This is a genomic window from Streptomyces sp. NPDC059679 (assembly GCF_042734105.1).
In the GTDB taxonomy this organism is placed as follows: domain Bacteria; phylum Actinomycetota; class Actinomycetes; order Streptomycetales; family Streptomycetaceae; genus Streptomyces.
This window is the reverse complement of record NZ_JBHWES010000056.1, coordinates 60,942-82,819: the sequence shown is the minus strand read 5'-3', so window position 1 is coordinate 82,819 and position 21,878 is coordinate 60,942. Positions and strand designations below refer to the sequence as shown.

Genomic DNA, 21,878 nt, shown 5'->3' with positions numbered 1-21,878 from the left:
GCGACACGCCGACACCACGGCGTGTCGCTGTCCGATACTCACCGCAAAGTCACTGGCATTGGGGCACGGGAAGCCCCGTCCATGCGTCACCAGGGAGGCGTGGACGGGGCCGAGTGGGTCCACTCAGTGCTTGCGCGGCCGGATGGGAGCACGCGTAACCGGATACCGCGACCACCACAAGCCTCGGCAGACAGGCAGCGAGAGCCCGAAGAAGGCCCTGCACCGTGCACACCACGGCAACCCGTTCTCCGGGTCCGTAGGGCACTCGGCGGCGCAGCGAGGGCACTTCTTCACGAGGACCTACTCTCAGTCAGGCGCTCAGGTCGAACTCTCCGGCCTTCACGGCGTCCGTAAGCGTTGCCCACGCGTCCGCCGTCATGGTGACGATGGTCTCGGGCCGCTCGCTGTCCCGCAACGCCACCACACCCGGCACGTTCAGGGCCACCTGAGGGCAGTTGCCCACCTTCTTGTCACGGCAGGCCGCTGCCCCGACGAACTCGAACTCCGGACGTTCTGCCATGGTGCCCATCCCTTCTCTGCACGTGCGGGGAGTCGGTCCCCGCGCCGTCTTACGACCCGCCCCGGCAGGGGCACACGACCCATCCAAAGGGTCAGTGATCACCACCGGGGCGCCTTGCGACTTGCAAGGCGTCGGTCGGCTCATGCGGGCAACCCCCATCGGGCCGTCCGGTCCGGCTGGGTGTGGGTCGGGTGACGGCGGCGCAATGCCTCGTAGTCGCCGGCCCGGCCGTAGTCGCCCTCCTGCTTCGCCCTCTCCCGAAGCGCCTTGTACAGCTGGCACTTTGGGCAGGGTCGGGTTTCGTTGGTCATGCCCCGCTCTCCCATTCCGTCTGAATCCGGCGGAGGGCGGCACGAATGGCAGCGCCCGACTCGGCCGACTCGTCGTGCCGCCGCCGAGCCCTGGCGCTCACGAGGCGCACAGGCCAGGAGATGCGGCCCGACATGTACCACCACGCCGTCAGCCGGGGGCACCGACGCACCACGAACGACTTCATCGCCCCGTCCCCCGTCCCAGATGCTTGTCGATCTCCTTCTTCAGCGCCTCCGCCCGCGCGTCCAACTCCGCCGGGGTCGGGCGGTTGGTCGGGCCCTGCTGCGCCTCCCGCGACTTGGGCAAGGGCTTGTTGGCGCTCACCGCGCCGCTCCCAGCGCCCGCTGCCGCTCGTACTCGACGACGTACAACCCCACGGGGTCGGTGTCCCATGCGATCGGGAAGCGCTCACCGACCGGGATGCGAGGGAGGCGGAGTGTCGGCGGGTCTGCGGGGCGGTCAGAAGCAGATACGCGGGTCAGGGCGGGTACGGGCACGACGGCGTGCGGCGGGGCGGGCGTTGCGGTGTCCGCTGCTCGATGGCACCCGGGAGCGGGCAACAGCAGCTGCAGCAGCCATTCGAGGAGCGTTCGGATATGTTTTGTCACGTCGTCAACCTCCATGGGGTTGGTGACCATGCCCCCGGGCCGGTCGGACGGTCGCGGGGGTCCTTTGCGTGGCGTGGATGCGCTCCACTCCATGAGCTTCCGGCCCACGGGAACCCTGAGGGAACAGCAAACGGGGAACCCCACAAGCCCATTTGGGGAACCCCGTTTCCGCCTTGTTTGGGGAACCCCGTTCCGGGGCCGGGGATACCCTGGGAGCGATCAATGCCGTCCCTGCGAGGTGGCTCATGGACGAACGCGAGACCTGGCGAAGCGGCTACCCGCTGACGATCCCGGACGCGCTCTTACAGACCGAGGCCATGCAGCGGGCATGCGCCACCCGTAACTTCCGGGAGATTTTTCGCCTCGTCAACAGACGAACGGGCTCCAGCCACGCGGTAATTGCGTCGGCGGTGGGAAAGATGACCAGTGCTCGGGTTAGTGACATCATCCGAGGCGTCAGAGGCATCCGCGGGCAACAGGTAATCGAACGAGTTGCGGATGGCTTCGGCATCCCTGGCGAAATGCTGGGCTTGCCCCCTCGCCCGTGGGAGGGTTCCCCGGAAGGTATTGACGGTACCAGCGGCGCTCGCCGTAGTGTTGGAGCTGCGACCAACCCCGAGGCCAAAGCGCCACGCGACACATCGGCCGATGTGCGGTCGGCCATTCCTGACACGCCCGATAGCGCACTACTGTCAATTGTCGTGGATGGTCGTCTAGTCCTGGTTCCGGTAGATAGAAAATCGCTGGGATCTCGTGGACCCGGCAGCCTCCTTGAGCAATTGGTGCTTTCTGGTAGCCCAGAAGGGGACACCACCCCGTCTACGGAGCACGAGAGTATGAGCCCGCTCAACCGACGCACACTCCTCAAGGGTGGATTTGCCGTTACCGCTCCGAGGGGGACGAGCCTTGAAGACCTCCAGCGCGTGACCGCTGCTTTGGGTGATGCCCACCGCCATTTCGACGGAACGATGGTTGAATATTTCCGCAGCCAACTCGAAACAGCGAAATGCGACGATGGCAGGCTTGGTGCACAGAAAACCCTGCCGGTGGTCCTGGGGTTGCTGAATGTCATTGAGCAGCAAGCCCGGGATGTGAAGCCCGCCGTTCGGCGAGAGTTGCTGTCGGTTGGCGCAGATGGCGCGGAATTTGCTGGATGGCTGTATCGAGATGCCCGCCAACCGGACGTTGCTGTTTTCTGGTACGACCGGGCTATGGAATGGGCCCAAGAAGCTGATGACCCAGCCATGCAAGGCTATATGCTGCTGAAGAAATCCCAAATGGCGTATGATGATCAGGACGCAGTGCGAGTGCTGACGTTGGCACAGGCGGGCCAACATGCAGGAAGCGCTTGGGTGCGCCATGCTCGGAGAACCGCTCGCCCTGATCGAGCAGAAACTCGATACTGCCCGTGAACTGCTTACACGCGCCGCTGACGGCGAACCAAACGGCCTCGGCGCGTACTTCAACGAGCATACGTTGCTACTCCGGAATGCTGTAAGTTATACAGAGGCTGGCAAGCCAGGTATCGCCGCCGATCTGTTCGGCGAAATCATTTCCGCTGGTACGCTCTCGCACCGCGACACAGGATTCTTTAATGCCCGGAGAGCAGCGGCATTGGCGCTGAGTGGTGAACCGGACGAGGCGGCCAGGGTTGGTGCCGCTTCCGCTGAAGTGGCCCAAGCTGTGCAATCAGAACGCACCATGAGGGTATTGGGCGAAGTGCTCCAGACGTTGAGTCGTTGACGCGGCCGACCTGCGGTGCGGGAGTTCCGCGAAGCGTTCCGCGCTGCCTAACGCTGCGAGGAGTCGGCGGTCAGCCATTCACTCACGGTGCGGATGACAAACTTCTGCCATTCCTGGCTCTGAGGATTCAGATACTGTGGGTCATCGTGCACAGCGAAACCGTGCTGCGCCCCTTCAATCTCGATGATTTCACAAGAAGTCCTGAACTTCTGTACAGCAGTCCGTGACAACCCGATAGGCACGAACGTGTCTTCGGTTCCGTGGACGATCAGGGTCGGGGCTCGCACCTCGCCAAGTACCTCATGCGGATGAAACCAGAACACCTCGTTGAACAAGGGCCGCCCATGCCTCAGGGTCGGCGTGAATTGGATGAATCCTTGTTCGGTGAGTTGTTGCGCCGCCTCTTCACTGATTGAATCATTGACCCAATAGGCTCGCGTGTCGATGGTGCGCCATTTGTAATCCAGCTGAGGGTTGAACAGCACCAGTCGCGAAAGATCTGCCGAACGCTTAGCGGCATAATATGCGCAGATACCGCCGCCAAAGCTGGCACCCAGCAACGTGATTTCCCGGGCGCTGGTGGCTTCGCGGAGGTAGGAGATGGCTGCCCGAATATCATTAAGGATCATGGCCAGGGTCAGCTCTTCCTGTCGGCCCTCACTTTCGCCGTGACCGCGCATGTCGAATCGGAGAGACGCCGTACCACTCTCGGCCATTCCAGCAGCGAGACGCGTGAAGAACCCGCCTTCTTCCCGAGTGACGCCACCGCCGTGCACAAGCACGACAGCGCGCGAGGCTGGCATGTCGGGGCGCACGAGTGTGCCAGCCAGGTGCAGACCATCGAGCGTCCGAAGCGTCACGCTGTCCGATGTAGGCATGGCGCGAGCCTAGCGCTGAAGCATCGGGCGGTGCCGCGTCGGCGTCCAGGTCCGGAACGAGCATCCACCCGACCCCACCGTACTGCCTTGACCTGCTGCGATACCGCCACTATCGATCGCTCCAGAACTACCCGTCTGGAGCAACGGGAAGAGGCGGGTAGGGGAAGCTGTGCTGAGCCGAACGTCACCGAGCCGCCGACGCCGATCGTGGGGTTGTAGCCCGCGTCGGCCGCCGTGACCTGGGAGCCGGTCTGGGTCACGGTGGCGTTCCAGGCGGAGGTCGCCTGCTGGCCGGAGGCGTGGTCCAGGCCACCTTCCAGCCTTGATGGCGTCGGCCCCGGTGTTCTTGACGGTGACGTTCGCCGTGAAGCCGGTGTTCCACTGGTTGGTGACGGACTAGGTGACCGCGCAACCCGTGGTGGGCGTCGGGTCCTGCCCGCCGTCGCCGGTCCAGCCGAGGGCTTTGGCGATGCCGTAGTACGCCGGTTTGGGCTGGTAGCTCGGGACAAGGGCTGGAAGAAGCCCTGCATGAGTCAACCACACAGAGCCCGACACCGGTTCGCCGGTCGGGACGCGTGGCAGTTCCCGCCAGCGGGAGACCTCTGCTCACGGAACCGCCGCAAGGCGGCCCCGAGCGACCCCGGATGAGACACGCCCCGTGCGTGACCACGCCGGAAAGCCCGGACACCGCCCCGACTGCGACCCGCAACTCACCCTCTGGTGAATAGCGGAACAGGTCTTAGGATCCGGCCAGGCCGTCGCGGAACGCGGTGTAGGCGGGCTTGGGCTGGTAGTTGTTGTCGTACAGGTTGGCCGCGCCCTGGCCGGGGAAGGTGCCGGGGACCCAGGAGTCCCGGTCGCCGAAGCCCCATACGGTGATGCCGGCGCAGCGGGAGATGGCCAGGCAGGTCTGGGCCACGGTCTTGTAGTTGGCCGCCTGCTGCTGGAGCTTGGTGGAGTCGGCCGGGGTGGCCATGCGGATGTCGAGCTCGGAGACGACGATCTCGAGGCCGAGGTCGGCGAAGCGCTGCAGGTTGGCCTTCATGGTGGAGGGCACCTGGTTCACGATGAGGTGGCTCTGGAAGCCGACTCCGTCGATGGGCACGCCCTGGCTCTTGAGCCGCTGGACCAGGTTGTACAGGCCGTTGCTCTTCGCGCCCGTGCCCTCGGTGTTGTAGTCGTTGATGAAGAGCTTGGCGTTCGGGTCGGCGGCGCGGGCGGCGCGGAAGGCGTCGGCGATGTACGACTCGCCGAGCTGCTGCTGGAACTTGGACTGGCGCAGCGTCCCGTCCTCGTTGAACGCCTCGTTGACCACGTCCCAGCGCTGGACCTTGCCCTTGTAGCGGCTGACTTGAGTGGTGACGTGGTTGGTCATGATGGTGCGCAGCTCGGAATTGGAGAACGAGCCGTTGGCCAGCCAGTTCGGCATCTGGCTGTGCCAGACCAGGGTGTGGCCGTAGACCTTCTGGTTGTTGCTCTGCGCGAAGGAGACCAGCCGGTCGGCGGCGGCCCAGTTGAACTGGCCGCGGTTGGGCTCGACCGAGCCCCACTTCATGGCGTTCTCGGCGGTGACGCTGGAGAACTCGCTCTTGGCGATGTTGGCGTAGGCGGCGTCGCCGAGCCGGCCGTCGCTGATCGCCGTACCGACGAAGCGGCCGGTGCGGTCGGCGACCTCGCGGAGGGTGGGGTTGGCCTTCACGGCCGCCCCTCCGGTCGGGTGTTCGGCCGCTTGGCCGGGGGCTGCGAGGCCGAAGGCCAAGGTCGCCACGGCGGCCGAGGCCACCAGTGCGCCGCTGCGTAAGCTCATGAGCTTCATGGACGTCCCTCTCTTCTCTTCACGTCTGATCCGGTTTTCCGGAAGACTTCTGCAAGGTTCCGAGGGTGCGCCCGGAAAGGTAGAGGCGGGAGTGACTCTCGTCAACGGAGGAGGCGGAAATGGCTACGGAGAGCGCGGGTTCCGAAGGTGGCGCCCGGCCCAAGGTGACGATCACGGCCATCGCGCAGGAGGCCGGGGTGTCGGTGCCCACGGTCTCGCGGGTGGTCAACGGGCGTTCTGATGTCTCGCCCGAGACCCGGGCCCGGGTGGAGAATCTGCTGCGGCTCCACGGCTACCGCCGCCGCCAGACCGCCCCGGGCGACCGGGCCGCCCTGGTGGACCTGGTATTCAACGATCTGGACAGCCCCTGGGCGGTGGAGATCATCCGCGGAGTGGAGGAGGTCGCGCACGAGGACGGCGTGGGCACGGTGGTCTCCGCCATCCACGGCCGGGCGGGCGCGGCGCGGCAGTGGATGAAGAACCTGCGGGCGCGCGCCTCGGACGGGGTGATCCTGGTGACCTCCGTGCTCGAACCGGTGCTGCACGAGGAGTTGCGGCGGCTGAACGTGCCGATCGTGGTGGTCGACCCGGCCGGCTCCCCCGCCCTGGACGCGCCCACCATCGGGGCGACCAACTGGGCGGGCGGCATGGCCGCGACCGAGCATCTGCTGGGCCTGGGCCACCGCCGGATCGGCTTTATCGCCGGCCCGCCGCGGCTGCTGTGCAGCCGGGCCCGGCTGGACGGCCACCGGGCCGCCCTGGAGGCGGCCGGGGTGCCGTACGACCAGGCACTGGTGGCCCAGGGCGACTTCTATCACGAGTCCGGTTTCGTCGGCTGCGATCAGCTGATGGACGCGGCGACCCCGCCCACCGCCGTGTTCGCCTCCAGCGACCAGATGGCCCTGGGCGCGATCGAGGCCCTGCGCCGCCGGGGCCTGCGGGTGCCGGAGGACGTGAGCGTGGTGGGCTTCGACGACCTTCCGGAAGTCCGCTGGTCGGCCCCGCCGCTGACCACGGTGCGCCAGCCGCTCGCGGAGATGGGCAAGCTGGCGGCCCGTACGGTGCTGCGCCAGGCGCGCGGCGAGGAGATCGAGTCGCCCCGGGTGGAGCTCGCGACGGCGCTGGTCGTCCGGGCCAGTACGGCGGCGCCGAGTACGGCCTGAGCGCAGCCTGAGCCCGGGGCCGGGCCTGGCCCCGCACGGCGATCCGTACGTACGGCGTTCCGTACGGCGCTGGGGGCGGCCCTGCACGCCGCCGGGGGCCCACCGCCCACCACACGCCCACTGCCCCTCCTCCGCGACCTTCGACAGCCCTGTTCGTGCGATCCAACAGGGCTGTTTGTGCGATCCCTTGACACAGCATCAGCACGCCCATACCGTCCACGCAATCACTTCCGAGAATTATCGGGCTACTTCCGGAAGGCAATGCGACGATGACGATGCGTACCCCCAGGTCACGGGCGATCCTCCGTACGTCCACCCTGGCTGCCGCTCTGCTCTTGGCCACCACCACCCTCACCGCCTGCGGCAGCTCAGGCCCCGGCGGCTCGGACGACGACTCCATCAGCGTCTGGGTCTACCAGGACGCCTCGACCAAGGTGCAGCGCGCGGTCGTCGAGCGCTTCAACAAGACCTCGGATGTGAAGGCGAAGCTCACCGAGGTGCCCGGCGAGGGCTACTCGGACAAGATGCGCACCTCCATGGGCACCCCCAACGCCCCGGACGTCTTCTTCAACTGGGGTGGGGGCAGCATCAGCGACTTCGTCAAGGAGGACATGCTGGTCGACCTGGGCCCGACGCTGAAGAAGGACCCGGACCTGCAGAAGGCGTTCATCCCCTCAATCCTCAAGGCCGGGGCGGTGAACGGCAGGTTCTACGGCATCCCGATGCGCGGGATGCAGCCGGTGATCCTCTTCTACAACAAGAAGGTGTTCCAGGACGCGGGGGTGCAGCCGCCCAAGTCCTGGGACGATCTGCTGGGCCTCATCGACACCTTCAAGAAGAAGGGCGTCACCCCCTTCGCGCTCGCGGGCACCGACGCGTGGACCGAGCTGATGTGGGTGGAGTACCTGGTGGACCGCTACGGCGGGGCCGATGTCTTCAAGCGGATCCAGAACGGGGACTCCTCGGGGTGGAGCGACCCGAGCGTGCTGAAGACCGCTGAGACGATCAAGGATCTGGTCGACCGGGGCACGTTCGGCAAGAACTACAAGTCGGTCAACTACACCGCCGACGGGGCCTCCACGCTCTTCGCCAAGGGCAAGGCCGCGATGCATCTGATGGGCTCCTGGGAGTACGCCAACCAGAAGGCGAACCAGCCGGACTTCGCCAAGTCGGGCCTCGGCTGGACCACCTTCCCGGCCGCCCCGGGCGGCAAGGGCGACCCCAAGAACGTGGTGGGCAACCCGACCAACTACTGGTCGATCAACTCCAAGGCCAAGGGCAAGAAGAGGGACGCGGCGATCGAGTTCGCGAAGTTCGCCGCCAAGCAGGACTACTCCAAGGACCTGATCGCCAACGGCGATGTGCCCGCCACCTCCGACGCCGCCTCGCTGCTGAGCAAGCACGAGAACCCGGCCTACGCGCAGTTCCAGTACGACATGGTCCGTGAGGCCCCTAGCTTCACCCTCTCCTGGGACCAGGCGCTGTCGGCCAAGAACACCCCGGCGATACACACCAACATCCAGAAGCTGTTCAACGGGCAGCTGAGTCCGGCCGGGTTCGTGGCGGCGATGAAGAAGGACATCAAGTAGTGACTCCACCCACTGCTAATGCGGCGGGCTTCCTGCGTCGGTGGCTAAGCCTCCGCGCAGAGGACCAGCCCGGCCCTGTGCAGGACATTCAGCGCGCCCACACGGTCGGCGTTCTCCACCAGGCCGCACTTGACGCATTCGAACTTCGCTTGGGTGGCGCGGTTCTCCTTTGCGACGTGCCCGCATCCGCCTATCTCGGGCGGGCACGTGCGGGAGGTGTTGCGGGCGTCCACCGGGATCACTCGGCGACCGGCGCTCTCAGCCTTGTCCGCCAGGATTCCCAGGAACATCCCCCAACCCGCGTCCAGAATGCTGCGATTCAGCCCGGCCTTCGCGGCGGCCCCGTTCGGGAAGAACGCTCCGTCGCGCTCGGGGTCGGGCTTGGGTGCGGGCGCTTTGGTCATGCTCGCCGTGTTCAGCTTCTCGTGCCCGATCACGTCGTGCTCCCGCACGAGCTCAAGCGCCCGCTTGTGGTGGTGGTCCAGGCGCTGACGCCGGACCCTGGCGTGCAGCTTGGCCACCTTCCGGGCCGCAGCCCGGTGCTTCTTCGTCCGGCGCCTGGTGCGCTTTGGGAATGTCGCAAGGTGCTGCTGGGCAGCGGTCAGCTCTTCCGCCATCGACTGCAGGAATCGCGGGTTCTCCTTGTGGTCCCCGTTGGAGCCAGTGAAGAAGTGCACCGTGCCCATGTCGATGCCGACGATGCTGCCCGTGCCGGGAAGCGGCTCGGCGGGCACTTCGTCGCAGGCAAGGACCACGTACCAGCGGTTGCCCTCGCGCTTCACCGAGACCGTCTTGACCCGGCCCTTCACGGAACGGTGCTGATGCACCCGCACGTGCCCCACGCCCTGGAGACGTACACGGGTGTGGGCGTCGTCGGGGGTGGGGTCCCAGCGGCAGCCATCCCCGTCCTTCGGGAAGACGACCGTGTCGAAGTGGCCAACGCCCTTGAACCTGGGGTATCCGGGCTTCCCGCCACTCCTGACCCGGCGGAAGAACGCCTGAAACGCCTTGTCGAGCCGCCTGAGCGTGGCCTGCTGGCTCGAGAAGGACCAGCGGCCCTGACGCTCCGGGTCGAACGCCCGGATCTCCCTCAGCTGCGCCGACTGATCACCGTACCTGATGCTGGTCTTCGACGTGTGCCGCCAGGCGTCACGGCGCTCTTGCAAGGCCCCGTTATAGAGCGAACAGTGGTCCCCCAGCATCTGGGTCAGGGCCTGCGCCTGCCGAACGGTAGGCCGCAGCAGGAACTTGTACGCACGCAGCAACGCGCCCCTCCCTCAGCGTCTCCCCTGGTCAAAGCCGGTGCCATCACTCTACCGGCCACCTCTGACAACGCAGTGTGCTCCGCCGTTTCGCGGCTCCGTTTCCAGGGTTCGATTCCCCCACCGGCTGAAGCCGGTGATCCCCTCGAAAGAAGGTCTGATGGAGGGCGCCGACAATGTGGCCGCCGACCCCAAGGGCGCGCCCGACCAGGGCGCGCCCCGCGGCGGCTCGGGTCGTAACACCGTGGGGCGCAAGGCCGCAGGGCGCAAGGCCGTGGGTCGTGACGCCGTGGGGCGCCCCAGCGCCGCCTGGGCGCTCCCCGGGGTGCTGTTCTTCGCGTGCTTCGCCGTCGCCCCCATGCTGCTGGTCGGCTATCTGGCCTTCACCGACTGGGACGGCATCGGCAGCCCCCAGTGGATCGGCACCGACAACTGGTCCCGGCTGTGGCACGACCCGGACATGCGCCAGGCGGTCTGGCTCAGCCTGCTGCTGACCGTACTGACCTGGCTCGTACAGACCCCGATCGCGCTGCTGCTGGGGGTGTGGGCGGCCGGGCGGCAGCGCAACCGCGCCGTGCTGTCGGCGATCTTCTTCCTGCCACTGCTGGCGTCCTCCGTCGCCCTCGCCCTGGTGTGGAAGCAGCTGCTGGACCCCAACTTCGGCCTCATCGCGGAGATCGGGCCCGCCCTCGGCTTCGAGGACGGCGATCTGCTCGGCGACCCCCAGGGCGCCCTCGGCGCGATCCTCTTCGTCACCGCCTGGCAGTTCATCCCCCTCCACACGCTGATCTACCAGGGCGGCGCCCGGGCCATCCCGCGCTCGCTCTACGACGCGGCGGCGATCGACGGTGCGGGCACCGTCCGCCAGTTCTTCTCGATCACGCTGCCCCAGCTGCGCAACACCGTGGTCACCTCATCGGTGATCATGGTGGTGGGCGCGCTGACGTTCTTCGACACCGTCCTGATCCTCACCAAGGGCGGCCCGGGCACGGACACCAGCATCGTGCCGTTCCTGATGTACAAGAACGGCTTCCAGGCCTTCGACCTCGGCTACGCCAGCGCGGTCGCGGCCCTCCTCGTGGTCGTCGCCACCACCGTCTCGCTGCTGCTGGTGCGGCTGACCGGCTTCAGCGCGATGCGCAGCACCCGGGAGGGGATGTGACCGACGTGCTGCACCAGCGTCCCGAGGCGGACCGTACGACCGGCAAGGCGGCCCCGCCGGCCAAGCCGCGCCACGCGGGCCTGCCCCGGCTGCTGAAGGGGAGCGGCCCCCGAAGGCCCAACTACCCGGCCGGTCTGGCCTCCCTCATCTGGCTGGTCATCGTCGGCGCCCCGCTGTACGTACTGGTGGCCACGACCTTCCGGACCCGCGACGGCTATATCGACGACGGCCCGCTCGCGCTGCCCACCCACCCCACGCTCGCCAACTACGACCGGGTGCTCAGCAGCCACTTCTTCTCCTATCTGGGCAACACCCTGGTCGTCACCGCCGTGTGCGCCGCCATCGTCATCGTGCTGTCGGTGACCGTCGGCTATGCGGTGGTGCGCGCCCGCAGCCGGATGTCCCAGCGCGTCTTCCAGATGTTTCTGCTCGGGCTCGCGATCCCGTCCCAGGCGGTGATCATCCCGATCTATCTGGTGATCACCAAGCTCCAGCTGTACGACACCCTGCTGGCGGTGATCCTGCCGACGGCCGCCTTCTCCCTCCCCGTCAGCGTGCTGATCCTGGCGGGGACCATGCGCGATATCGACGAGGAGCTGTACGAGTCGATGGCGCTGGACGGCGCCGGGCCGACCCGGGTGCTGCTGCGGCTGGTGGTGCCGATGTCGCGGGCGGGGATCTCCACGGTCGGGGTGTACTCGGCGCTGCACGCCTGGAACGGCTTCATGTTCCCACTGATCCTCACCCAGTCCAGGAGCAACCGGGTGCTGACCCTGGGCCTGTACGACTACGTCGGCGAGTTCCGGGTGGACACCCCGGCGCTGCTCACCGCGGTCGTGCTGTCCATCGTCCCGATCTTCGTCGTCTATCTCTTCGCCCGCCGTCAGCTGATCAACGGCCTGATGGGCGTGGGCGGCAAGTGAGCACCCCGGAGACACCAAGCGGCCCTCCGAACAGCCCTGAGCCAAGGAGCTTCATGCCTCACCCCTGGCAGAACACCTCCCTTCCCGCCGAAGACCGCGCCGCGGACCTGCTCTCCCGGATGACCCTGGAGGAGAAGCTCGCCCAGCTCGCCGGCGTCTGGCCGGGCTCCGAGTCCACGGAGGGCGAGGACGTCGCCCCGCTCCAGCACCAGGTCAACGAGGAGGTGGACCTCGACGCCCTGCTCCCCCACGGACTCGGCCAGCTGACCCGCCCCTTCGGCACCGCCCCCGTCGATCCGGGCGAGGGCGCCGCCGCCCTCGCCCGCACCCAGGCGCGGGTCGCCGCGGGCAACCGCTTCGGGATCCCGGCCGTCGCCCACGAGGAGTGCCTGACCGGGTTCTTCGCCTGGGGCGCGACGGTCTTCCCCACGCCGCTGGCCTGGGGCGCCACCTTCGACCCGGCGCTGGTGGGCCGGGCCGCCGAGCTGATCGGCGCCTCGATGCGGGCGGTGGGCATCCACCAGGGCCTGTCGCCGGTCCTCGACGTGGTGCGCGACCCGCGCTGGGGCCGTACGGAGGAGTCCATCGGCGAGGACCCGTATCTGGTCGGGACCATCGGCACCGCGTACGTACGCGGCCTCCAGTCGGCCGGGATCATCGCCACCCTCAAGCACTTCGCGGGCTACTCCGCCTCGCGCGGCGCCCGTAACCACGCCCCGGTCTCCATCGGCCCGCGCGAACTCGCGGACGTCATCCTGCCGCCGTTCGAGATGGCCCTGCGGGACGGCGGGGCGCGCTCGGTCATGCACTCCTACAACGACCTCGACGGCGTCCCGTCGGCCGCGAACCGCTACCTGCTGACGGACCTGCTGCGCGAGCGCTGGGGCTTCACCGGCACCATCGTCTCCGACTACTTCGGCCTCTCCTTCCTGGAGCTGCACCACCGCGTCGCCGACACCCCGGCGCGCGCCGCGGCGCTCGCGCTGGAGGCGGGCGTGGACGTGGAGCTGCCCGCCGTACGCTGCTTCGCCACGCCGCTGCGGGACGCCGTACGGGCCGGGGAGGTCCCCGAGTCGCTGGTGGACGCGGCGGCTCTGCGGGTGCTGCGGCAGAAGTGCGAGCTGGGGCTGCTCGACCCGGACTGGTCGGCCACGCCGCCCGCGCTCCCCCAGGTCGTGGATCTGGACCCGCCGGTGATGCGGGAGGTGGCCCGGCAGCTGGCCGAGGAGTCGGTGGTGCTGCTCGCCAACGAGCGCGAGGCGCTGCCGCTCGCGCCCGGGACCCGGATCGCGGTCGTCGGCCCGCTCGCCGACGACCCCGCGGCGATGCTCGGCTGCTACACCTTCCCCCGGCACGTCGGCGTCGAGCACCCGGACCTGCCGCTCGGCATCGATGTACCGACGGTGCTCGCCGCGCTGCGCGCCGAACTCCCCGACGCGGCGCTCACCCACGCCGAGGGCTGCGCCCCGCCCGGTCCGGCCGCGGCCCCGCCCGGCGCCACCGCCACCTCGGCCGCCGTCGCCGCCGAGAGCCGTCTCGCGCGCGCCTCCCGCGTCGCCGCGGACGCCGATGTGTGCGTCGCCGTGCTCGGCGACCGCTCCGGCCTCTTCGGCCGGGGCACCTCGGGCGAGGGCTGCGACGCCGCCGACCTGGAACTCCCCGGCGAACAGGGCGCCCTGCTCGACACCCTGCTGGCCACCGGCACGCCCGTCGTACTGGTCCTGCTCACCGGCCGCCCGTACGCGCTCGGCCGCTGGTCGGGGCTGCTCGCCGCCGCCGTTCAGGCCTTCTTCCCCGGCGAGGAGGGCGGCCCGGCCGTCGCCGCGGTCCTCTCCGGCCGGGTCAACCCCTCGGGCCGGCTGCCCGTCAGCGTCCCGTACACGACCGGCGGCCAGCCCTGGACGTACCTTCAGCCACCGCTGGGCCTACGGGGCGAGGCCAGCAATGTCGACCCGACCCCGCTGCACGCCTTCGGCCACGGCCTGTCGTACACCTCCTTCAGCTGGGAGCGCCCGGAGGCGGACGCGGCCACCCTGGCCACCGACGGCGAGACCACGCTGCGGCTGACCGTCCGCAACACGGGCGAGCGCCCGGGCACCGAGGTGGTCCAGCTCTATCTGCACCAGCCCGTGGCCCGCACCGTCCGCCCGGTCACCCGGCTCATCGGCTACACCCGCGTCCCGCTCGCCCCCGGCGAGAGCGCCGAGGTCCACTTCACCTTCCACGCCGACCTGGCCTCCTACCCGGGCGCCCCCGACGGGGGCCGGATCGTCGGACCCGGGCCCCTGGAGCTGCGCCTGGCCGCCTCCAGCGCGGACGCCGACGTACGGCATACGGTGCCGCTGACGCTGACCGGACCGGAGCGGGCGGTGGACCACCGGCGGCGGCTGGTGTGCGAGGTGGAGGTGAAGTGACCGGGGGCTACATGGGACCGGCTCCGCCCTCGACCAGCGCCCAGGCGTGGGCGAACAGCTCGGGCAGGGTGCGCGTGGGCAGCGGAAGCGGGTTCTCCAGGCGCCCGTTGTAGGAGCGGTCCACCCCGACGAGGTCCGCCTTCCACGCCTCCATGGGCTGGTAGGGCTTCTTGGCGTGGATCCACTCGCCCGGCAGGAAGGTCTGACGGCCCGCACGGGGGCGCTTGTCCTCCACGACCAGGCCGCGCTCGACCAGCACGGCGGCGGCCTTCTGGTGCCGGGCGGGCTTCCACCCGTTCCAGCCGCGGACGTTGCGGTCGGTGGGCGCGGGCAGGGCCAGCAGCTGGAGGTAGAGCGCCGCCGCGTCCTCGTCGATGCCGAGCCCGCCCGCGACCCGCGCGACCACATCGGGCGCGGAGGCCGCCGGGTTCGTCTCGTACGCGCCGGCCGGCAGCGCTGCGCTCTCGATCCGCTCCATGATGCGCGCGCAGACCGGGCCGCGCAGCCACTCGACGAGCCCCAGCTCACGGTCGTAGCGGGAGTCGGCCCTGGCCCCCGACAGCGCCCGGGAGCGCTCGTCGGCGCCGTAGAACGCCGGGCGGAAGTACAGGCGAGTCCGGGACAGGTGGCCTCTGCGGTCCACTATGCCGTCCATGACCACGGTGAGCCCGTCGTCGATGGACGCGACCTCCAGCCGCTCCGGCCCGGCATACGGCTGGTACCCGAATCGCTCGTGCAACTCGGCGACCGAGGCTCCCACCTTGGTGTTGAGCGTGCCGGCGTCCAGCAGCAGCCCCGGGTGGTTCAACCGCTCCTGAACCACGCGCACCAGGCCGGGCGCCCCCTCGCGGACGAGGTCACCGGCGGGGAGCTCGGCGTAGACCCAGAACAGGTTGGGGACGACGGAGAGCAGGCGGTCCTCGAACCTCGCGACATCCCACCGGGCTTTGGCGTCGCTGACCATCGGACCGTGGTCGGTGTTCTTGATCCAGGTGTCGACGGGGGCGCTGAGCCCGGGCTCGGCAGTGGGGTTGGTGAACGCCGCGCAGAAGTCGGCCGCTGACAGGCGCAGCATCTGCAGCTCGACGACCGCGTTATGCGTACGCTCCGGCACCACGGTCCGCCGGCCGTACCGCTCCCGCCACGCCTCCGCGATCCGCTCCGCCACCCCGCGCATCCCCTGCGGCTCCCACAGCTCGGCGGGGTCCTCGGGCAGCACATCCGCCAGCAGCTCAAGGCGGTCCAGCGCGGTCAGCCGGGCGTGTTCGGAAGCGCCGTCCTCGGCCTCGGCCACCTTGAGCCGCAGGATCTCCCGCTCCTCGTTCTCGAGGAACGGGATACGGCCCCTGACGTGCATCCCCGCCAGCACGAGGGACGCCGCCGCCCGTCCCATTCCCGTGCCTTCCCTCAGCGCGGCCACCGCCTGGTGGTCCCACGGCACTGGCCCGCGCTCCCGGACGAGGCCCACCAGCCGGCGCAACTGCTCGGCGCTGCCCCATCCTCCGCGGGGGGCGTCGGTCACCTCCTCGATGACCCCCAGGCCCGGCGCATCCGCGTCGCCCGTACGCAGATCGACGAATTTACGGAGCCTGTCACGGTTCCAGCCGACCGCGACGGCCGCCCCTCGCTCGTCCCGGACCGCTGCCGGGTCGCCCTCAGCGATCCGCACCAGACCGGTGCGAATCCGGCTCTCCGGATCGCAGAACGGGCCGTCCGCCCAGATCTCCAGCAGCGCGAGCAGACGCCGCCGGCGCTCCTCGCGGGTGGACGGCGCGGCGGCGCGCAGCGCCACGGTGCCGATGCGCCCGATGAACCGCGCCCAGGATCCCTCCCCGGCCCTTCCCAGGCCGCCGTCCGGGGTGGGCGGATCCCATGTGCCCGCCATATAGCGACCGGTCCGCTCGATACCGGCCAGCGCGCCCTTGTCCGTCCAATACCCCGAACCGTCGACGAGCCCGTCCAACGCGGCCCCGACGTGGTAGTCGTCCAGGGACGCCACCTCGGCGCGATCCGTCACCAGCCCGCCTGCTGTCGTCTCCATGAGCAAATCTTGGCTCATGGGTCCGACAGCGGCCCGGGCGGCCTGTCACGGACCGGCTCAAAGAGCGAAAAGGCGGGCGGCGTTGTCGTGGCAGACCGCGCGCAGCCAGCCGGCGCCGAGGTCGAGGTCCCGCAGGACGCGCAGGGCGTCCACGTACGGATACGGGATGTTCGGGAAGTCGGTGCCCAGCAGGACCTTCTCCCCCAGGGCGGCGAGCCGGGGCAACTCGGCTCGCGGGAAGGGCATTTCGGCCTCGACAAACGGCGTGAAGGACATGGTCGTATCGAGCATGACGTGCTCGTACCGCTCGGCCAGGCCGAGGAATTCCACGTACTCCGGCCCGCCCAGATGCGCGACCACCAGCCGCAGCGCGGGATGGCGGGCGAGGACGGCACCCATCGGGCCGGGCCCGGTGTACCGGCCGGGGATGGGCCCGGAGCCGCAGTGGGTGACCACGGGTGTGCCGCGCTCGGCGAGCAGCGCCCACACCTCGTCCAGCAGCGGGTCGCCGGGGTCGAAGCCCCCGACCTGAAGATGGCACTTGAAGACGCGCGCGCCCTGGTCGAGGGCGCGGCGCACATCGTCGAGGGCGCAGGGCTCGGCGTAGAAGGTCGCGGTGTGCAGACAGTCCGGCGTACGGGCGGCGAAGTCGGCGGCCCAGTCGTTGAGCCAGCGGGCCATGGCGGGCTTGTGCGGGTAGAGCATCGCGGTGAAGGCGCGCACCCCGAAGCCGCGCAGCACATCGAGGCGTTCCTGCTCCTCCTGCCGGTACGCGATCGGCCAGACCTTCCCCACGAGGGGGCCCGCCGTGTCGAAGTACGCCCAGACCTTGTCCAGGACGCGCTGCGGCATGAAGTGGGTGTGGACGTCGATGAGGTGGTCGAGACCCGCCTCGGCGCGGAAGGCGGCGACGTCGGCACGCTCGGCGGTGGTTCGCTCGGCGGTGGTTCGCTCGGCGGTGGTTTGCCCGGCGGGCATCGGAAGCGGGTCGGCCATGAACGGCAGCGTAATCGGCGACAGATCGCTTGTGCTTACGGGGTGAAGTGGCGGGCGAGGACCGCGAGGGCGCCGGTCACCTCGCGCAGCCGCTGAGGGTCGTCGGTGCCGAGGGCGGCGGTGAGGGCCGCGTCGATGGTCGTGGCGCGCACCTGCGCGACGCGGGCGGAGGGCTCGGCGGCGGGGCTGATGAGCGCGCGGCGGCGGTCGGCGGGGTCGGGGGCGGTGGTGATGGACCCCGCCTCCTTCAGGCGGGCGACGGCGGTGGAGATCTGGCTCTGCGGCAGTCCGGTGCGGGCCGCGATATCGCCGACGGTGGTGCCGGGGTGCGCGGCGATGTCGCTGGCGGCGATCAGCACGAGGCGCGTGCTGCCCGCGTGGCGTTCGGCCCCGCCGGGGGGTTCGGGCATGGCGTCCTCGCCGATCTTCATGAGCGTACGGCCGAGGAGGAAGAGTTCGACTCCGTTCACACAGCGAGAGTACATCGAATTAGATACATCCATCTTGATGCATCGAATTCGATGGATTACTGTGATGCGCGGCAGCCAGAGACATCACAGCCGCGCCACCGACACGCCACCGACCCGAGGGCATCCCATGACGTACGACGACACCCGCACCGGCACCATCGACGCGCCCGGCGCCACCCTCCACTACCAGGTACGCGGGGCCGGCCCCGCGCTGCTGATCGGCCAGAGCGGCGAGGGGGACGCCGACCGCAGCGTCGACCTCGCCGCGCGCCTCGCCGACACGTACACCGTGATCACCTACGACCGGCGGGGCCTGTCACGCAGCCGACTCCACGACCCGTCGCGCGGGGCGACGCTCACCGAACACGCCGACGACGCGGCGCGCGTGCTCGCGGCGGTGACACCCGAGCCGGCCGCGATGCTCGGCTGCAGCCTCGGCGCCGTCATCGGCCTGCACCTCGCGGCGCGCCACCCGGGCCGGATCCACACCCTGATCGCCCACGAGCCCGTCGCGCCCCGGCTGCTGCCCGCCGCCGAACGCACCCACCACGAACACGAACTCGCCCACCTTCAGCGGCTCTACGTACGCGACGGCCTCGCCGCCGCCCTCCCCGAGATCGCCCGCGTCCTCGGCATCGACGCCACCGGCCGCGACTCCGAACCCGGGCTGACCCCGCAGCCCATCAACGACCTGCGCCGCGCCAACTTCGACTACTTCATCCGCCACGACTTCACGGCGGTCCTCGCCGACACCCTCGGCCTCCCCGCCCCCACCGACACCCCCACCCGCATCATCCCGGCCGTCGGCCGCACCACCCCCGAGGGCGTCTTCGACCGCCGCTGCGCCTACGCCCTCGCGGACGCGCTCGGCACGGAGGTGGTGGAACTGCCCGGCGGCCACAACGGCAACACCAGCCACCCGTCCGGCTACGCGGCCCACCTGCGCGATCTGCTCGCCGTACCCGCTCACGCAGCCCAGCCATGACCGATTCGTTCAAGACCGCAGCGGCAGCGGCACCGTACCGTCGGGACCATGGAGAACACCGCCCCGGAATCGCGCCACATCAGCACACATATCGACCGCCCCGCCAAGGCCGTCTACGACTACGCGTCGAACCCCTCCAACCTCCCCCAGTGGGCGCACGGGCTGGGGACCTCCATTGCCGAGATCGACGGGCAGTGGATCGCCGACTCCTCGCCCCTGGGGCGGGTCGTGGTCGCCTTCGCCCCCGTGAACGAGTTCGGCGTACTCGATCACGATGTCACGCTGCCGTCGGGCGAGACCGTCCACAACCCCGTGCGGGTGATCGCCGACGGCACCGGCTGCGAGGTGGTGTTCACCCTCCGCCGGCAGCCGGACATGAGCGACGAGGACTTCCAACGCGACACGGATGCGGTGACGCGCGACCTCGCCACGCTCAAGCAGGTGCTGGAGCGCGCTTAGCGGTCGCGCCGTGCTTCAGCTCGTCGTCCAGCGACGGAGTTTCTCGGGGTTGCGTACTACCCAGATGTGCTTGATCCGGTCGTCCACGACCTCGAACGCGAACACCGACACGGTGACGCCGTCCTGCTGGGCCACCAGACCGGGCTGACCGTTGACCGTACGTTCCAGGAACGTCATGTTGCCGGGCCTGCGGCGGGCGATTTCGACCCAGGCGTGCGCGATCTGCTCGCCGCCTTCGATGGGGTGCAGGAAGGTGATGGCGAGGCCGCCGCCGTCGGCGATCGCCGTGGCGTCGGGGTCGAGCAGGCCGATGAGGGCGTCGATGTCCTTGGCTTCCCACGCCTGCTTGAAGTCCCTGACGATGCCGGCGCGCTGGGCCGCCGGCGTCGCGGAAGGCTGCGAGGCCCGGATGCGGCGGCGGGCCGAGGAGGCCAGCTGGCGGCATGCCGCCGGGGTACGGCCGACGATCTCGGCCACTTCGGCGAAGGAGTAGCGGAAGACATCGTGCAGGACGAACGCGACGCGCTCGGCCGGGGTCATCGATTCGAGCACGACCATGAAGGCCAGGTTGACCGACTCGTCCAGGGTGACCCGGTCGGCCGGGTCGACGGTGGCGCCGCCCGGCCGCACGCTGATCCACTCCGCACGCTCGGGCAGCGGCTCGGGGATCCATTCGCCCACGTAGGTCTCTCGCCGGGCCCGGGCGGAGCGGAGCAGGTTGAGGCAGATGCGGCCGGCGACCGTCGTCAGCCAGGCGCCGGGGGATTCGATGGCGTCCTGCTGCCGCGCGGACATGGCGTACCAGCGGGCGTAGGTCTCCTGGACGGCATCCTCGGCCTCGGCCAGGGAGCCCAGGAGCCGGTACGCGAGATTGATCAGCTGACGCCGTTCGCTCATGATCGCGTCCAGGCTCGGATCGGGCCGGTCGTGTGCCGGCTCGGATCGGGTGGTCATGGTGCCGAGGCTCCCTTGGTCGTATCTGCCCTCAGCAGTTCGACAAGACAGCGCACCGGAATGTGAGGCCGGTGCGCCGCCTGACGTTCCGGGGGGCTGTGTTGTCGAACTGCTGACGGCAACACATCATCCAGCGAACAGGAAGGCCAGAGGCATCATGACCACCTCGACACCGGCAACACCGTTCACCGACCCGGCGACCGACGAGCGGCTGGAGCGGGTGGCCGCCGCACTGAAGGAAAAGAACTTCGACGTCGAGATCCTCGATGACGCCGCCGCCGCGCGGGCCCGCGTCAAGGACTTGATTCCCGAGGGCGCCGCGGTGTTCACCGGGGCCAGCGAGACCCTCCGGCTGTCCGGCATCGACGAGGACATCAACAGCAGCGGGCGGTACGACTCCGTCAAGGCACGCGGGCTGACCATGGACCGCGCGACCCAGATGGCCGAGATCTGGCAGCTGCTCGCCTGCCCCGACGTCATCGTGGGCAGCGTCGCCGCGGTCACCGAGACCGGCTCCCTCGTGGCCGCCTCGGCCAGCGGAAGCCAGCTGCCCGCCTACGCGGGCGCCGCGCCCCGTGTGATCTGGGTCGTCGGAGCGCAGAAAGTGGTGCCCGACCTGGACACCGCGCTGCGCCGCATCGACGAGCACTGCGTCCCGCTGGAGGACGAGCGCGCCATGAAGGCCTACGGGGTGCCCAGTGCCCTCAACCGCCTTCTCATCCTCAACGCGGAACCTCACCCCGGGCGCGGCACCGTCCTGCTGCTCCGCGAAGCCATCGGATTCTGAACCATCAGGAGTCGTCCTGCCGAACGCGGGCCGGGACCGCTCAGCTGACATGAGCGGCGATGGCCCGCGCGCACTCCAGGGACTCGGTGTGCGAGGTGTCCACCTCCAGGTCGTACTTCACACCCTCGTGAACCACATCCGCCTGCGACTCCGCCATCCCGACTGCCCGATCCCCGCGAGCGGCCTCACGGGCCGCGGCAACCTGGGGCTCACACCTGACTCCGACCCACAGCACTCCGAGACCGCGCAGCGCCTTCACCCACCGCTGCTGTGACTCCGCCTGCCCCAGAAACACCTCGTCGACGATGACCCGAGCCCCGGCCCGGGCCATCGCGGCGATCCCCTCGATCCACGCGGCCTCCAGCGCCCTGAACTCCGCCCCGACGCTCACCCCGCCATCCGGAGCGAACTCGATCCCGGACGTCGCCCCCGTCATGGACGCGGGCATCGCCTCGATGAGTGTGTCGACGCTGAAGGTGAGCCATGGGTCCGGCAGGACCGCCTGCAGCCCCCTGGCGAGGCTGGACTTCCCGGAGCTGGATCCGCCATTGAGCACGATCACCTGAGTAGTCATCGCGCCAGGTTAGACGGCCTAACGGTCGAGCTCGCCATCCCGGACGGCGTCCACGAACGCCTGCCAGGCCGACGCCTCGAAGAGCAGGGCGCCGCGCGCACGGTCCTTGGTGTCGCGGACGGCCTGGCGGCCGGTGGGGAGGATGCCGCGTTCGACGCAGTTGTTGTCACTGCCGCTGTAGCTGCTCGTGTGCCACGTCGCGCTGTCGAGCTCGGATATCAA

24 protein-coding genes are annotated in these 21,878 nt (G+C 69.4%); 10 read left to right on the top strand and 14 right to left on the bottom strand.

Annotated features, from left to right (window positions below):
• Window positions 1–310: 310 nt before the first annotated feature.
• The 4 genes from ACFV2X_RS40760 to ACFV2X_RS40745 form a co-directional block, all read right to left on the bottom strand.
• Window positions 311–520: a DUF397 domain-containing protein gene (locus ACFV2X_RS40760; protein WP_385626358.1), complete on the bottom strand. Its 210-nt coding sequence runs from the start codon at window positions 518–520 to the stop codon at window positions 311–313.
• Between the two features lie 140 nt (window positions 521–660).
• The gene (locus tag ACFV2X_RS40755; protein WP_385626357.1) at window positions 661–831 is read right to left on the bottom strand and encodes a hypothetical protein; all 171 of its coding nucleotides are present in this window, start codon (window positions 829–831) and stop codon (window positions 661–663) included.
• Window positions 832–1,012: 181 nt separating this feature from the next.
• On the bottom strand, window positions 1,013–1,156 hold the full coding sequence (locus ACFV2X_RS40750; protein WP_385626356.1) for a hypothetical protein: 144 nt from the start codon (window positions 1,154–1,156) through the stop codon (window positions 1,013–1,015).
• On the bottom strand, window positions 1,153–1,440 hold the full coding sequence (locus ACFV2X_RS40745; RefSeq protein ID WP_385626355.1) for a hypothetical protein: 288 nt from the start codon (window positions 1,438–1,440) through the stop codon (window positions 1,153–1,155). Before ACFV2X_RS40745 ends, ACFV2X_RS40750 begins: the two co-directional genes overlap by 4 nt.
• A gap of 245 nt (window positions 1,441–1,685) precedes the next feature.
• Between ACFV2X_RS40745 and ACFV2X_RS40740 the strand changes: the two genes are divergently transcribed.
• Both ACFV2X_RS40740 and ACFV2X_RS40735 read left to right on the top strand, forming a co-directional pair.
• The gene (locus ACFV2X_RS40740; protein ID WP_385626354.1) at window positions 1,686–2,852 is read left to right on the top strand and encodes a hypothetical protein; all 1,167 of its coding nucleotides are present in this window, start codon (window positions 1,686–1,688) and stop codon (window positions 2,850–2,852) included.
• Complete coding sequence (locus ACFV2X_RS40735) at window positions 2,800–3,183, top strand: hypothetical protein (protein WP_385626353.1); 384 nt, start codon at window positions 2,800–2,802, stop codon at window positions 3,181–3,183. Before ACFV2X_RS40740 ends, ACFV2X_RS40735 begins: the two co-directional genes overlap by 53 nt.
• A 47-nt stretch (window positions 3,184–3,230) precedes the next feature.
• Here ACFV2X_RS40735 and ACFV2X_RS40730 read toward each other — a convergent pair whose 3' ends face one another.
• The 3 genes from ACFV2X_RS40730 to ACFV2X_RS40720 form a co-directional block, all read right to left on the bottom strand.
• The gene (locus ACFV2X_RS40730; protein ID WP_385626352.1) at window positions 3,231–4,061 is read right to left on the bottom strand and encodes an alpha/beta hydrolase; all 831 of its coding nucleotides are present in this window, start codon (window positions 4,059–4,061) and stop codon (window positions 3,231–3,233) included.
• Window positions 4,040–4,321: a hypothetical protein gene (locus ACFV2X_RS40725; RefSeq protein WP_385626351.1), complete on the bottom strand. Its 282-nt coding sequence runs from the start codon at window positions 4,319–4,321 to the stop codon at window positions 4,040–4,042. The genes ACFV2X_RS40730 and ACFV2X_RS40725 overlap by 22 nt, the downstream gene beginning before the upstream one ends.
• A gap of 479 nt (window positions 4,322–4,800) precedes the next feature.
• Window positions 4,801–5,868, bottom strand: coding sequence for an endo-1,4-beta-xylanase (locus tag ACFV2X_RS40720; protein ID WP_385626350.1), 1,068 nt, complete (start codon window positions 5,866–5,868; stop codon window positions 4,801–4,803).
• Window positions 5,869–5,996: 128 nt separating this feature from the next.
• Here ACFV2X_RS40720 and ACFV2X_RS40715 point away from each other — a divergent pair, with 128 nt between their 5' ends.
• Entirely contained in the window at window positions 5,997–7,040 is a 1,044-nt protein-coding gene (locus tag ACFV2X_RS40715) for a LacI family DNA-binding transcriptional regulator (RefSeq protein WP_385626349.1), read from the top strand.
• A gap of 269 nt (window positions 7,041–7,309) precedes the next feature.
• A complete protein-coding gene (locus tag ACFV2X_RS40710) occupies window positions 7,310–8,629 on the top strand; it encodes an extracellular solute-binding protein (RefSeq protein WP_385626348.1) in 1,320 nt (439 codons plus the stop codon).
• 44 nt (window positions 8,630–8,673) lie between these two features.
• On the opposite strand, the gene ACFV2X_RS40705 is transcribed toward ACFV2X_RS40710, so the two are convergent.
• Window positions 8,674–9,894, bottom strand: a complete 1,221-nt coding sequence (locus ACFV2X_RS40705; RefSeq protein ID WP_385626347.1) for an RNA-guided endonuclease InsQ/TnpB family protein — start codon at window positions 9,892–9,894, stop codon at window positions 8,674–8,676.
• Window positions 9,895–10,051: 157 nt separating this feature from the next.
• Here ACFV2X_RS40705 and ACFV2X_RS40700 point away from each other — a divergent pair, with 157 nt between their 5' ends.
• The 3 genes from ACFV2X_RS40700 to ACFV2X_RS40690 are packed head-to-tail and all read left to right on the top strand — an operon-like array spanning window position 10,052 to window position 14,390.
• Complete coding sequence (locus ACFV2X_RS40700; protein ID WP_385626346.1) at window positions 10,052–11,053, top strand: carbohydrate ABC transporter permease; 1,002 nt, start codon at window positions 10,052–10,054, stop codon at window positions 11,051–11,053.
• Window positions 11,050–11,976: a carbohydrate ABC transporter permease gene (locus tag ACFV2X_RS40695; protein WP_385626345.1), complete on the top strand. Its 927-nt coding sequence runs from the start codon at window positions 11,050–11,052 to the stop codon at window positions 11,974–11,976. The genes ACFV2X_RS40700 and ACFV2X_RS40695 overlap by 4 nt, the downstream gene beginning before the upstream one ends.
• 53 nt (window positions 11,977–12,029) lie before the next feature.
• Window positions 12,030–14,390, top strand: a complete 2,361-nt coding sequence (locus tag ACFV2X_RS40690; protein ID WP_385626344.1) for a glycoside hydrolase family 3 N-terminal domain-containing protein — start codon at window positions 12,030–12,032, stop codon at window positions 14,388–14,390.
• A gap of 7 nt (window positions 14,391–14,397) precedes the next feature.
• On the opposite strand, the gene ACFV2X_RS40685 is transcribed toward ACFV2X_RS40690, so the two are convergent.
• The 3 genes from ACFV2X_RS40685 to ACFV2X_RS40675 are packed head-to-tail and all read right to left on the bottom strand — an operon-like array spanning window position 14,398 to window position 17,897.
• Window positions 14,398–16,431 (bottom strand): hypothetical protein, encoded by a 2,034-nt coding sequence (locus ACFV2X_RS40685; RefSeq protein WP_385626343.1) that lies wholly within the window; start codon window positions 16,429–16,431, stop codon window positions 14,398–14,400.
• A gap of 57 nt (window positions 16,432–16,488) precedes the next feature.
• The gene (locus ACFV2X_RS40680) at window positions 16,489–17,427 is read right to left on the bottom strand and encodes an amidohydrolase family protein (protein WP_385626342.1); all 939 of its coding nucleotides are present in this window, start codon (window positions 17,425–17,427) and stop codon (window positions 16,489–16,491) included.
• Between the two features lie 35 nt (window positions 17,428–17,462).
• Entirely contained in the window at window positions 17,463–17,897 is a 435-nt protein-coding gene (locus ACFV2X_RS40675) for a MarR family transcriptional regulator (RefSeq protein WP_385626341.1), read from the bottom strand.
• 127 nt (window positions 17,898–18,024) lie between these two features.
• Between ACFV2X_RS40675 and ACFV2X_RS40670 the strand changes: the two genes are divergently transcribed.
• On the top strand, window positions 18,025–18,882 hold the full coding sequence (locus ACFV2X_RS40670) for an alpha/beta fold hydrolase (protein ID WP_385626340.1): 858 nt from the start codon (window positions 18,025–18,027) through the stop codon (window positions 18,880–18,882).
• 48 nt (window positions 18,883–18,930) lie between these two features.
• Complete coding sequence (locus ACFV2X_RS40665; RefSeq protein WP_385626339.1) at window positions 18,931–19,341, top strand: SRPBCC family protein; 411 nt, start codon at window positions 18,931–18,933, stop codon at window positions 19,339–19,341.
• 15 nt (window positions 19,342–19,356) lie between these two features.
• On the opposite strand, the gene sigJ is transcribed toward ACFV2X_RS40665, so the two are convergent.
• On the bottom strand, window positions 19,357–20,295 hold the full coding sequence (gene sigJ, locus ACFV2X_RS40660) for an RNA polymerase sigma factor SigJ (protein ID WP_385626338.1): 939 nt from the start codon (window positions 20,293–20,295) through the stop codon (window positions 19,357–19,359).
• 157 nt (window positions 20,296–20,452) lie between these two features.
• On the opposite strand from sigJ, the gene ACFV2X_RS40655 reads away from it, so the two are divergent.
• The gene (locus ACFV2X_RS40655; RefSeq protein ID WP_385626337.1) at window positions 20,453–21,082 is read left to right on the top strand and encodes an LUD domain-containing protein; all 630 of its coding nucleotides are present in this window, start codon (window positions 20,453–20,455) and stop codon (window positions 21,080–21,082) included.
• A 40-nt stretch (window positions 21,083–21,122) separates the two neighbouring features.
• Here the strand turns inward: ACFV2X_RS40655 and cpt are convergent, their stop codons facing one another.
• The gene (gene cpt, locus ACFV2X_RS40650; RefSeq protein ID WP_385626336.1) at window positions 21,123–21,656 is read right to left on the bottom strand and encodes a chloramphenicol phosphotransferase CPT; all 534 of its coding nucleotides are present in this window, start codon (window positions 21,654–21,656) and stop codon (window positions 21,123–21,125) included.
• Between the two features lie 18 nt (window positions 21,657–21,674).
• A complete protein-coding gene (locus tag ACFV2X_RS40645; protein WP_385626335.1) occupies window positions 21,675–21,878 on the bottom strand; it encodes a DUF397 domain-containing protein in 204 nt (67 codons plus the stop codon).